11 protein-coding genes are annotated in these 13,007 nt (G+C 45.0%); all 11 read left to right on the top strand.

Going from position 1 to position 13,007, the window contains the following annotated elements; translation table 11 throughout:
- The first annotated feature begins 8 nt into the window (after window positions 1–8).
- The 11 genes from ACTNDQ_RS02860 (at window position 9) to ACTNDQ_RS02810 (ending at window position 12,690) form a co-directional block, all read left to right on the top strand.
- Window positions 9–926 (top strand): AAA family ATPase, encoded by a 918-nt coding sequence (locus ACTNDQ_RS02860; protein ID WP_441063634.1) that lies wholly within the window; start codon window positions 9–11, stop codon window positions 924–926.
- Window positions 919–2,718 carry a cobaltochelatase CobT-related protein gene (locus tag ACTNDQ_RS02855; protein ID WP_441063632.1) on the top strand — a complete coding sequence of 600 codons (1,800 nt, stop codon included), beginning with the start codon at window positions 919–921 and terminating at the stop codon, window positions 2,716–2,718. Before ACTNDQ_RS02860 ends, ACTNDQ_RS02855 begins: the two co-directional genes overlap by 8 nt.
- 216 nt (window positions 2,719–2,934) lie before the next feature.
- Window positions 2,935–4,833 carry an OPT family oligopeptide transporter gene (locus ACTNDQ_RS02850; protein WP_278796008.1) on the top strand — a complete coding sequence of 633 codons (1,899 nt, stop codon included), beginning with the start codon at window positions 2,935–2,937 and terminating at the stop codon, window positions 4,831–4,833.
- Complete coding sequence (locus ACTNDQ_RS02845; RefSeq protein WP_021650789.1) at window positions 4,833–5,207, top strand: PqqD family protein; 375 nt, start codon at window positions 4,833–4,835, stop codon at window positions 5,205–5,207. The genes ACTNDQ_RS02850 and ACTNDQ_RS02845 overlap by 1 nt, the downstream gene beginning before the upstream one ends.
- Before the next feature lie 191 nt (window positions 5,208–5,398).
- The gene (locus ACTNDQ_RS02840) at window positions 5,399–6,268 is read left to right on the top strand and encodes a YitT family protein (RefSeq protein WP_278796009.1); all 870 of its coding nucleotides are present in this window, start codon (window positions 5,399–5,401) and stop codon (window positions 6,266–6,268) included.
- Window positions 6,269–6,404: 136 nt separating this feature from the next.
- On the top strand, window positions 6,405–7,496 hold the full coding sequence (locus ACTNDQ_RS02835) for a PucR family transcriptional regulator (protein ID WP_015526970.1): 1,092 nt from the start codon (window positions 6,405–6,407) through the stop codon (window positions 7,494–7,496).
- A gap of 456 nt (window positions 7,497–7,952) precedes the next feature.
- Entirely contained in the window at window positions 7,953–8,636 is a 684-nt protein-coding gene (ftsE, locus tag ACTNDQ_RS02830) for a cell division ATP-binding protein FtsE (protein ID WP_278796010.1), read from the top strand.
- Entirely contained in the window at window positions 8,626–9,531 is a 906-nt protein-coding gene (ftsX, locus tag ACTNDQ_RS02825; RefSeq protein ID WP_015526973.1) for a permease-like cell division protein FtsX, read from the top strand. The genes ftsE and ftsX overlap by 11 nt, the downstream gene beginning before the upstream one ends.
- 172 nt (window positions 9,532–9,703) lie before the next feature.
- Window positions 9,704–10,891, top strand: a complete 1,188-nt coding sequence (locus ACTNDQ_RS02820; RefSeq protein ID WP_441063628.1) for a S41 family peptidase — start codon at window positions 9,704–9,706, stop codon at window positions 10,889–10,891.
- Between the two features lie 21 nt (window positions 10,892–10,912).
- The gene (locus ACTNDQ_RS02815) at window positions 10,913–11,836 is read left to right on the top strand and encodes an AEC family transporter (RefSeq protein ID WP_441063626.1); all 924 of its coding nucleotides are present in this window, start codon (window positions 10,913–10,915) and stop codon (window positions 11,834–11,836) included.
- Between the two features lie 206 nt (window positions 11,837–12,042).
- A complete protein-coding gene (locus ACTNDQ_RS02810; RefSeq protein ID WP_441063624.1) occupies window positions 12,043–12,690 on the top strand; it encodes an L-rhamnose mutarotase in 648 nt (215 codons plus the stop codon).
- The last annotated feature ends 317 nt before the right edge of the window (window positions 12,691–13,007 follow it).

The raw sequence follows: 13,007 nt of genomic DNA, 5'->3' as shown, positions 1-13,007 counted from the left end.
AAGTATATATGATAGAATTAGAATTTTTAAAAGAACAGAACGTTTCCGAAAGCCTGATCCACGGTATCGAGGAATTTCGGAAAAATTATGGCGTTGATGAAGGGGCTGCAGCCAGAGTTACCAGACCGTCCATACCGTTCTACGGAAAAGAAATCCTGGAAATGTCCATTGCAGGACTTCTGGAAGGAGAAAATCTTCTTCTTGCAGGCCCAAAGGCCACGGGAAAAAATATCCTGGCAGAAAATCTGGCATATGCTTTTGGCCGCCCGGTTTATAATGTATCTTTCCATGTCAATACAAACAGCGGAGATCTGATCGGAACGGATACCTTTGTAAACAATGAAGTCTGCCTCCGAAAGGGCAGCATCTATCAGTGTGCCGAGTATGGTGGCTTCGGTATTCTGGATGAGATCAATATGGCAAAGAACGATGCGGTCTCTGTCCTTCATGCGACTCTGGACTATCGCCGCTACATTGATGTTCCGGGCTATGACCGGATCGACCTTCATCCTGCGGCACGTTTTATCGGAACCATGAACTACGGATATGCAGGAACAAAGGAGCTGAACGAAGCTCTGGTTTCTCGTTTCCTGGTGATCGATATGCCAGCGCAGACAGAAGAAACCCTGGGATTTATTTTCCGCAAAATGTTCCCGGAGGCAAAGAAAAAGGCAGTGGAACAGTTTATCGGTGTATTTATGGATCTTCAGAAGAAATCCGTAAACAGTGAGATCTCCACAAAAGCGCTGGATCTTCGAGGTCTTCTGGCTGCTATGAAGATCGTTCGTGCAGGACTTTCTCCCCTGGCAGCAGTGCAGATGGGAGTGGTGAACAAAACCTTCGATATTTTTGAAAAGGAGATCGTGGACGATGTAGTCCGTACAAGGATCCCGGAAGAGTGGACAAAGGACGATGTCTATGCATAAAGATCTGACAGAAGAACTTTCTATAGAAGATTACAAGATGGAGCTGGAAAACCGGATCCGTAATCTCCTCTGGACGGTAAGCGGCGACTATACACTGGATGTGAAGCCGGATGTATCGCTGTTTCTCCGCTCAAAAGAGATCGCTCTTTACGATGGAATCAAACAGGGGGCTTTTGCCAGATATTTTGACAAAAATCTTCTTGGCCTTTATCTTGTAAAAAAAATCTATCTGGATGCCTCTGAGACGGAGCTGACCGGGCTGACACAGCTCTGTATCGAAGCGGCAGTGGGAGAGCGGATCTGTGAAGAGCGCCCCGGGGTTCGCCGTATGAGAAAAAAAGCTCTGGAAGATATCCTGGATCAGGAATATGAAACCCTGCCTTCCTACGATAAGCTGTTAGACAGGCTGAAAATTGCAGTATTCCGTGATATACTTACAGGAAGCGTACAGCCTCTGGAGAAAAAACTGTCTGCATTCCGGAATCAGATCTATGCCTGCGCAGAAAGCGGAGACACCATGGAACTGATTCGGATCATCGACAGCCTCTATAATGCGGTCATCGATCCGGACTTTGAGAAAAAAAACGGTTCCCTTGAACGGGTAATGGCGGTGACGCTGGAAGAACTGACGGAATTTGGCTGGGAAGACTACCTTAATGAAGAGATGTATGAGGAAGCTCTGGAAAATTATGTGGAAAAGCTCACAGACCGGATGACAGATATTGAAGATTCCTCGCTGACACAGGATATGGAAGAAAAACGTAAGGTGAAAAACAAGATCACGGTGATTTCAGAGGAAGCTCTTCAGAAAGCTCATACCTATGTGGAACTGAATTTTGGAAAAACCTATCTCACACCTGCGGAAGAAAAAAGAATGAACCATCTTATGTGCCGGGGAATACACGGAGACTGCAGCCTGTATTTTACAGAAGGAATCCTGAAAAATCCGGTTCGTGATAATTATCAGTACCAGTATGCAAAGCGTCTGCGTAATAAGAACATATGGATCTATCATGACAAGCACAGAATTGCAAAACGAAATATTGCCATATTGACTGAACTCCTGAAAAAAGCACTGGTGATCCGAAGTGAAAACCAGGAAGTCCTATCAGACCGGGGAACTATCGTTCCTTCCAGGCTGTGGCGTATAGGCAGAAGCGGTGAGGCAAATCTTTTTAAGAGGATTCTTCGTGGAGACAATACGGATTTTGTGGTGGATATACTGATCGATGCCAGTGGTTCACAGATGAGCCGACAGGGAGATGTGGCACTGCAGGCTTATATGATCAGCTCTGCCCTGAGTAATGTGGATATTCCTCATCGGGTTATGAGCTACTGCACATTCTGGGATCATACGATCCTGCACAGGTTCCGGGAATATGATGATCCGGTTTCGGCGGATGAGGATATTTTCAATTATGTGACTTCCTCCAATAATCGGGACGGGCTTGCCATAAAAGCAGCGGGATACAGTCTTTTGCAGAGGGAAGAGGAAAAAAAGATCCTGATCATCTTAAGTGACGGACGCCCCTACGATGTGATCATAAACCGCCCCAATGCAAAAAATCCGGCCCCTTATCAGGGGAAATATGCCATTTCAGATACTGCAACAGAGGTGCGGCGTCTTCGGAGCCAGGGCGTCAGTGTTCTGGGGGTATTTGCAGGTGAAGAGAAGGATCTTCCGGCGGAAAAGAAGATTTTTGGAAAGGATTTTGCCTATATCCGGGATATCGGAAATTTCTCGAAGATCGTAGGGCGATATCTGACAAAACAGCTGGAAACGGACAACTGAAAAAAAAGTATTTTATTTTAAATGTATAATATTCAATTGTAAGGAATAAGGTCACTATGTTAGCATAAAAGCTGCATAGTGACCGATTATTTGCTTATAATTATACAGAAAATTGTAAATAATATATAATATCTCAGATATAATTTCTTGCAAAATACTGCGAAATTTGCTATACTATATAGCGTTACTAATTTACTAGATAAAGGGAGAGGAAATATGAACAAAAACACAGAGTTCAAACCTTACATTCCTGCGGAGAAAATCACTCCGGAGCTCACAGTTACATCTGTGATCATGGGATGTATTCTTGCTGTCATCTTCGGCGCAGCCAATGCTTACCTTGGTCTTCGTGTTGGTATGACAGTATCTGCCTCCATTCCGGCGGCAGTTATCTCCATGGGTGTTATCCGCGTGATTCTTCGCAGAAACTCCATTCTGGAGAGCAATATGGTCCAGACTATCGGTTCAGCCGGTGAGTCTCTTGCAGCAGGTGCTATCTTCACCATGCCTGCACTGTTCCTCTGGGCAGAGGAAGGACTTACAAGCAAACCAGGCATCGTTGAGATCACTCTGATCGCACTTTGCGGTGGTATCCTTGGTGTACTTTTCATGGTACCCCTTCGTAATGCCCTCATTGTTAAAGAGCATGCAACTCTTCTCTATCCGGAAGGAACTGCCTGCGCAGACGTTCTTCTTGCCGGTGAGGAAGGCGGAGCAAATGCTTCCACAGTATTCTCCGGTATGGGACTTGCTGCCATCTTCAAATTTGTTGTTGATGGACTGAAGCTTCTTCCGGCAGATGTTTCTGCAGCATTTAAATCCTTTAAGGGTGAGATCGGTATGGAGGTTTATCCGGCACTTCTAGGTGTTGGTTATATCGTAGGACCGAAGATCGCATCCTACATGTTTACAGGTTCTCTTATCGGCTGGATGGTCATCATTCCGCTGATCTGCCTGTTCGGACCTGATACATGGATGTATCCGGCAGCAGAGGGAACGACCATTGCCCAGCTTTACGCAAACGGCGGAGCAGCAGCAATCTGGTCTACTTATGTTAAATATATCGGCGCAGGTGCTATCGCAACAGGTGGTATCATTTCCCTGATCAAATCCCTGCCGCTGATCGTTACAACCTTCCGTGACTCCATGAAGAGCATGAAGGGAAGCAAGAACACAAGCACAGAGAGAACCGCACAGGATCTTCCGATGCAGTTCATCTTTCTCGGTGTTATAGCAATGGTATTTATCATCTGGGTCGTTCCGGCAATCCCGGTAACTCTTCTTGGTGCATTTATCATCGTAGTTTTTGGATTCTTCTTTGCAACAGTATCTTCCCGTATGGTAGGTCTTGTAGGAAGCTCCAACAACCCGGTTTCCGGTATGGCTATCGCTACTCTTCTGATCGCTACATTTGCGATCAAGAGCTCCGGTAAAACAGGTATCGACGGAATGACAGCAGCGATCGCTGTTGGTTCTGTTATCTGTATCATCGCAGCGATCGCCGGTGATACCTCTCAGGACCTTAAGACAGGATACCTTCTTGGTGCTACACCTAAGAAGCAGCAGATGGGCGAGATGCTCGGTGTTGTTGTTTCCGGTCTTGCTATCGGCGGTGTTCTGTATCTTCTGGATGCAGCATGGGGCTACGGTACAGCAGAGATCCCTGCTCCGCAGGCTCAGCTTATGAAGATGATCGTTGAGGGAATCATGGGCGGAAACCTTCCATGGGGACTTGTATTTGTAGGTGTATTCCTTGCGATCTGCCTTGAGATCCTCCGTATCCCGGTAATGCCTTTCGCAATCGGTCTTTACCTTCCAATCTACCTGAACGCAACTATCATGATCGGTGGTATCGTTCGTGGATTACTTGACCGCAGAAAGGGTGTTGACGAAAAAACCAAGACAGCTCAGGCTACAGATGGTACTCTGTACTGTGCTGGTATGATCGCCGGCGAGGGTCTTGTTGGAATTCTTCTTGCGATCTTTGCAGTTGTCGGTATCAGTCTTGATATGTCCGGCGTTGTAAACCTTGGAAATATCGGCGGTGTTGTGCTGATGATCATCATGATCCTGTCACTGCTTAAATTCTCTATCTGGAGAAAGAAGAAAGCCTGATGAGAAAAAACAAAAAGGATAAGAAACAGGATATCAACTATCTTGATCTGATCCCGGAAACAAACCAGTCGATCCGGTGGCACCGGGACCTGAAGCAGCGGATCATTCTTGAGATAGAGAATAAGGGTATGTTCAATACCATCGCGCAGAAGGTTTTTGGCAAGCCAAGGTTTTCCAAGGTTCATCTTGATGAAATGGGAACTTTTATCTGGCCTGAGATCGATGGAGCCAAAACCGTGCAGGAGCTTGCCCTGCTGGTGAAAGAGCATTTCGGAGATAAGGCAGAACCGCTTTATCCGAGAATCGTAAAATACTTTCAGATAATGGAAAGCTATGAATTTGTTCATTTTATAAATAAAAAGACAGAAAAATAGCATGGAGAACGGGAACGGACGCAGAATAGTGTACGGTCCCGTTCTTTTTATGACACGTCAGTGCGGGAAACTGATGCAGTTGTCATATGATACTATAGCATTTTCGGGATTTTCACAGCGGAATAGAAATATTGAGGACATTTCAAGACATAAATTCCGGGAATTGCTGTAAAAAATGAAAGGAGCACTTTATGAGTCTTGTGAAAAAAAAGGACTGGTATCTGGATTATCTTCTGATCATAGTAGGAACCGGGCTGATGGCACTTGCCATCAATTCCGTTTTTGATGCAACCGGGCTGGTAACAGGCGGCTTTTCCGGTATAGCGATCCTGGTGAAGCACTGGACCGGTGAGATCATAGATGGCGGGGTTCCGCTGTGGCTTACCAATATCACGCTGAACATTCCGCTGTTTTTTCTGGGATGTCGGATCAAAGGCTTTTCCTTTGTAAAAAAAGCTCTGGTCGGTGAGATCTCCCTTTCAACCTGGCTTGCCATTCAGCCGGTGTGGAATATTGCGGGAGATGATCTCCTTCTGGCCGCTGTATACGGTGGTGTGATCCTGGGAATCGGCATTGGAATGGTTTTCCTTGGACAGGGAACCACAGGCGGAACGGATATGATGGCAGCACTGATCCAGAAGTATATGCGTCATTATTCCATCGCACAGATCATGCAGTTTATTGATGGACTTATTGTGATCGTAGGAATGTATGTGTTCGGTATCCAGCGGGCCCTGTATGCCATCATTGCGGTTTATCTGGTAACAAAAGTATCCGACAGTCTGATCGAAGGTCTGAAGTTTTCCAAACAGACATTTATCATCACGGAGAAGCCGGATGAGGTTGCCAGAGTCATTATGGAAGACCTAGATCGCGGAGCGACAGGGATCTGTGGCAAGGGGATGTATACCGGTCAGGAGAAGACGATCATCTTCTGTGTGGTAAACAAAAAGGAAATTGTGAAGCTGAAAGAGCTGGTAGATGATATTGATCCCAACGCTTTTGTGATCGTTTCCGATGCAAGAGAAGTTCATGGAGAAGGTTTTATAGAGAAAAATTAGGCGGATTTCAACAAAAATTTGTAAATTTTTTCAGTTTTACTCTTTCATTTTTGGTGATTTTGTATTAAAATAGCCATAGATAGAGAGGGAAAGACAGAAGATAAGCATACACATAAGTGAGAAGGGATTGAACGGAATGATATCGAATCAGGTGTTACAGAATACGCTCGAGGGACTTAAAGAAATATCAAGGACGGAATTTTGTGTCATTGACACAGACGGCAAGGTACTTGCGTCTACCTTTTCTGATTTTGAGATCCAGCCGGCAGATATCCAGGCTTTTGTAGAATCCCAGGCGGACAGCCAGCTTGTCAAGGGATTTCAGTACTTTAAGGTCTGTGATGATTATCAGTTGGAATATGTCCTGGTAGCCCACGGAGATGATGAGGATACTTATATGGTAGGCAAGCTTGCAGCCTTCCAGATCCAGAATCTGATCGTTGCGTACAAGGAGCGTTTTGACAAAGACAGCTTTATCAAGAATCTTCTTCTTGATAATCTTCTTCTGGTGGATATTTACAACAGAGCGAAGAAGCTTCATATTGAAGCAGATGTCCGTCGTGTAGTTATGATCCTGGAACTGAACCAGGAGAAAGATCACAGCTCTGTAGAGAGCGTGAAAAGCCTTTTTGGCGGAAAGAGCAGAGATTTTATCACTGCTGTTGATGAGAAGAGCATCATTATAGTCAAGGAACTGGAAGAGGGAGAGGGCTATCCGGAGATGGATAAGCTGGCTCATACGATTATGGATACTCTGGATCTGAATAAAGATGGTGAGGATGTCCACATGGCATACGGTACCATTGTTAATGAGTTGAAAGAAGTTTCACGTTCCTACAAGGAAGCGCGTATGGCCCTTGATGTAGGCAAGATCTTCTTCGGAGACAGGGAAGTTATCGCATACAGCTCACTTGGAATCGGACGCCTGATCTATCAGCTGCCTATTCCTCTGTGTAAGATGTTTATCCGCGAGATCTTTGACAACAAATCTCCGGATGATTTCGATGAGGAGACACTTGTCACCATCGATAAATTCTTTGAGAACAGTCTGAACGTATCTGAAACTTCACGTCAGCTGTATATCCACAGAAATACGCTGGTATATCGTCTGGATAAACTCCAGAAGAGTACAGGCCTTGATTTGAGAGTGTTTGAGGATGCCATTACATTTAAGATCGCGCTGATGGTTGTTCGATATATGAAATATATGGAAACCTTAGAGTATTAATAGCATTCGGAATGCAGGATGATAGTTTGCTATATTAAGGCAACATATTAGAACTTTTAAACTGCCGCTTATTCCTTCCCGGAATAGGCGGCAGTTTTTGTATGAGCGTTTTTCATCATGGAATATTGTTGTAAATGTCCCTCCTGTTTGGAAGCATTCACGAAGTGTGTTACTGAGAACGGAGTGAGCAGTAACGAATTCACATGAACTTCACAGATAACATCCATGACTCTATTGTAATTTTGGTATTTTTACGTTAAAATAAATAATTTGAAGAGGGCTGTTGATTACTGTTCACTGGTAATATTACGCGGAGCGCATTACTGAGAATGGAGTGAACAGTAACAGTTGTAGGGCCCGGGAAATTTATTCTTGCATTTAAACAGAAAATATATTACAATAATGTTACAAAAAAATTAAGAGAATTATGCTTTTATAATATAGAGGAGGATATATATGATCGATCTTGTAGATGTGAGCAAATCTTACGGCCCGGGTCTTCCGGCTGTGAATCATGCGAACTTACATGTTGATAAAGGGGAATTCGTATTTGTAGTAGGAAGCAGTGGCTCCGGTAAATCCACACTGATCAAGCTTCTGATGAAAGAACTGGATTCTACCAGCGGAACGATCACAGTCAGCGGGGAACGTCTGGAGAAGATGAAACACAGACGCGTTGCAAAGTATCGCAGAAAGCTTGGGGTAGTATTTCAGGATTTCCGTCTTTTAAAAGACCGTAATGTATATGAGAATGTAGCATTTGCGCAGCGTGTCATAGGAAGACCCACCCGTGTGATCCGCAAACGTGTGCCGGAGGTTCTCCAGGAGGTAGGACTTGCAGGAAAGTATAAGGCATACCCGGATGAGCTTTCCGGTGGTGAGCAGCAGAGAGTTGCTCTTGCCAGAGCACTGGTAAACCGCCCGGACATCCTTCTGGCAGATGAGCCGACCGGAAACCTGGATCCGAAAACCTCCGAAGAGATCATGGCCCTGATGGAGCAGATCAATGAAAGAGGAACCACAGTTCTGGTAGTCACCCACAATAAGGACATCGTCAATGCCATGCGCAAGCGAGTAGTCACCATGCACAACGGCAAGATCATCAGCGATGAGAAAGAGGGAGGATATCATGAGGCCTAGTACGATCTGGTATACCCTGAAGCAGGGCTTTAAGAATATAAAAAGAAACTGGATGTTTTCCCTGGCATGTATCATCACGATGGCAGCCTGCATTTTTCTGGTAGGCATTTTCTATTCCATCGTGAACAACGTCGGTAATATTGCTCATAAGGTGGAAGAAGAAGTACCGATCACAGTATTCTTTGATGAGGGCACTTCAGAGGAAGAGATCCAGGCGATCGGCGATGCTATTCAGTCCAGGCCGGAAGTGGCCAGGATGGACTATCAGTCCGCAGATCAGGCATGGGAAGAATACAAACAGAAATATTTTGGAGATGAAGATGCGGCAGATGGATTTAAAGATGATAACCCTCTTGCCAATTCATCCAATTATCAGGTATATCTCAATGATATCACCAAGCAGACAGAACTGGTGAATTATATCCAGGGACTGGAACATGTCCGGAAGGTAAATCAGTCTGAACAGGCCTCCAGGACACTGGGTTCCATCAACAAGCTGGTTTCTTATGTGTCGATTGCCGTGATCGCAATCCTTTTGATCATTTCCATATTCCTGATCAGCAATACAGTATCTATGGGTATTTCTGTCCGCAAGGAAGAAATCGGAATTATGAAATACATAGGAGCTACAGATGCTTTTGTACGACTGCCATTCCTTCTGGAAGGTATGATCCTCGGTGTGATCGGTGCGGCGATACCGCTGATCTGCCTGTTTTTCCTGTATAATTCCGCTGTAGAGTTTATTCTGACAAAATTCAATGTATTGACAGGAATCGTGGATTTCATTCCGATCTGGCAGATTTATGAGGGTCTGGTTCCCATGGGACTTGGACTTGGTGTGGGAATCGGTCTTTTGGGAAGCTTTTTCACAACAAGAAAACATCTCAGAGTATAACCAAATAGCAGAGAATCTTATGTATCCGCATGATGTGTGATCATAAGATATACAGCGGCTGTCGGAATATCGGCAGCCGTTTTCGGTATATAAAAACCGAACGGCGCACAGAGGAGTACAGAAAATCTGTGATCTTATCGGCTTTATCGGCTGTGCAGAAGAAAGGAAAAATATGAAAAATAAAGAATTCAAAAAAGGTATAGCCATTGGAGTGGCAGCAACGCTGGTTGTGACAGGCGCTGTTTTTACCAGCTATCAGAAAGTACTGTTTCCGAAAGGCAATGCGCTTTCCGATGTGAAAACGGTTCAGAAGCTGAATTACCTGGAAGAACTGATCGATGAAGAATATCTGGATGAAAAAGACGAAAGCAGCCTGCGTGAGGGGCTTTATGCTGGCCTGCTTGCCGGCCTGAAGGATCCGTACTCCACCTATTACACAGCAGAACAGTATAAAGAGCTGAATACTTCCAATGAAGGCTCCTACGTAGGGATCGGTGCCGTTCTTCAGAAGGATGACACCGGAGGGGCAAAGATCATACAGCTTTATGAGGGCGGCCCTGGAGAACAGGCGGGACTGAGAAAGGGAGATGTGATCAAGGCAGTAGATGGAGCTGATGTTACAGACAAAGAAACTTCAGATATTGCTTCCATGGTCCGTGACAGTGAGAAAGCTTCCGTAATGCTGACCATACAGCGGGAAAACGAAGAGAACCCCCGGGATGTCAAAGTGGAGATCCGGGATGTGGAGATTCAGACCGTTTCCCATGAGATGCTTTCCGAAGACACCGGCTATATCCGGATCTCCGAATTTTCTGAGGTGACCAGCGATCAGTATAAAAAAGCATTTGCAGATCTGAAGGATCAGGGAATGAAGAAGCTGGTTGTGGATCTCCGTGATAATCCGGGAGGCCTTCTTACTGCAGTCTGCGGCGTACTCCGCCAGATACTTCCGGAAGGACTGATCGTCTATACAGAAGACAAAAACGGAAAAAGGGAAGAGGAAACCTGCGACGGAAAAAATGAACTGGACATGCCGCTGGCTGTTCTGGTAAACGGAAACAGTGCCAGTGCATCGGAGATCTTTGCGGGGGCGGTAAAGGACTACGGGATTGGAACGATTGTAGGAACAACTACCTATGGGAAGGGCGTGGTGCAGACCATCCAGCCTCTTACCGATGGCAGTGCGGTAAAGATCACCATCGCAAAATATTTTACGCCAAAGGGCAATGATATCAACAAAAAAGGAATCACTCCGGATGTGGAAGCAGAGCTTTCCGGAGATATCACAGACTGGACAGAACTTACACATAAAGAAGACGCGCAGCTTCAGACAGCCCTGAAAGAGATAGGACAGAGCTGACGCGTTCGAAGGGGAGAAAAAATGATAACTTTACAATTATTGCAGCAGATCATCGTATTTTTTCTGATGATATCCTGTGGATTTACAGTGGTAAAATGCGGACTTATCGATGCAAAAAGCAGCAAGACACTTTCAGTCATCTGTATCTACATCATCATGCCCTGTGTAATGATTAATGCTTTTCAGATCGAATATTCCAGAAGCATCAGGAATGGCTTCCTTCTGGCAGTGGCAGCAGCCATCCTGATCCATATTTTTCTTCTGGTATTTGTACAGATCATCGGCAAGCCACTGAAATTAAGTGTGGTAGAAAAAGAATCCATCATCTATTCCAATTCCGGAAATCTGGTGATCCCTCTTGTAACGGTAGTTCTTGGTGAAAAATGGGTGATCTATGCCAGTGCTTTCCTGAGTGTGCAGATGATCCTGATGTGGACCCACGGACAGTCGCTGATGGAGGCGAAGGCCGGCATCAACTGGAAAAAAATCCTCTGCAACATCAATCTGATCGCTATTGTCCTTGGAATCGTTCTGTTCTTCACGCAGATCAGACTGCCGGTGATCCTTGGAAACACCATGAGCCAGATTTCAGCCACCCTGGGACCTGTATGTATGATCATGCTTGGAATGACCATGACGGAGGTAAAATGGAAAGATATTTTCAGCCATTCCAGGATCTATCTGGTCACGATCTTGAAAATGGTGGTGACTCCGCTGCTCATACTGTTGTTTTTGAAGTATCTGCCCTTGGCTTCAATGGTAAAGGATGGAAAAACCATTCTGCTTATCAGTCTGATGGCAGTGATCACACCGTCGGCAACAACGATTGTACAGCTGGCACAGCTCTACGATCAGGACCCGGTCTATGCCAGCACCATCAATGTAATGACAACGCTGGTAAGTATCATAACCATGCCACTGATGGTCATGTTGTATCTTGCCTGAGCATCTCAGGGAATCGTTACGGATAACTTTGTGTCAGGCAACATGCTTTGCGGATATTACCTGTGAACAGTGAACGGAAATCCTGCCCTCATAATTGTAAAAACAAAATAAAAGTGATAGAATCAAATCATATGAGGGCAGAAGAACTACATCTGCTCATAGTGGAAAACATAGCACAGGATCATCAAAACAGGAGGATAGCATAAATGGAACGACATGCTTTTGCAATGAAAGTAAAAGAAGGAAAAATGAATGATTACCGTAAGACCTTAGGCGAGATCTGGCCGGAGCTTACTGCATATCTTGACCGTAACGGCATCCATAATTTCAGCATCTGGAATGCGGCAGACCTGATCTTCGGATATTACGAAAATGCAGACGGAGAGGTGATCTCTCCGGAAGAGGAGAAAGTAAAGGCAGCATTGACTGAAAAGATCGGAGATACCTTTACCTGGATCTCTACTCCTGGAAAAGACATGCGCCTGATGTATCATAATTTTGGTGTTGTGAGAGAAAACAAAGAGCTGATCCGCCACAGAATGTTCATGACAAAATTAAAAGACGGCTGTGAGGAAGAATATAAAGCCCGTCATGACGGACTTGTGGCGCAGAGAGGCGAAACAATAGATCCGGGCCCGGACAGCAACTTCAGCATCTGGAGTGCAGGCGGATATATTTTTGGATATGATGAGATCGACACAACCATGGAAGTGGAAGAAACACCGGAAGCAAGAGAGGCAACCATCGCATGGGAGACACGCCAGCTCGGGATCATGGACTGGATCACCAACGATGTGGACTGGATGACAAAAGAAGTACATCCGTCCAGTATACGTCTTGCATGGCATAATTAAAAAATGGGAAAATAAAAAGGAAGGAGGCCGGGGCTTTGTTTGGAGGCAGCCCCGGCAGTATGAAAAAGAAAAAAGTGTTATCAAAGGTAGTACCCTTTGCACATCTAATAATATACTCATATTTTGTGGTTATTCTGTGACGTCATTCTGAAAAAAGTATGAACAAAAAAGAAAAAATAACTGAACTCAAAGTTGCTGTTCACTGGTAATATTCGGCAAGGTGTTTTTTGTGAGCGAAGGTCACAGAAAACCCGAGACATACCGCGCGAATTTATGTGATTAGCATAAATTCTGTGCATCGCGAAGCGTGTTACTGA

Origin of the sequence: Blautia massiliensis (ex Liu et al. 2021) (assembly GCF_052064225.1) — a bacterium.
GTDB classification, from domain to species: Bacteria; Bacillota; Clostridia; order Lachnospirales; family Lachnospiraceae; genus Blautia_A; species Blautia_A fusiformis.
This window is presented reverse-complemented; position numbering and strand designations above follow the sequence as displayed.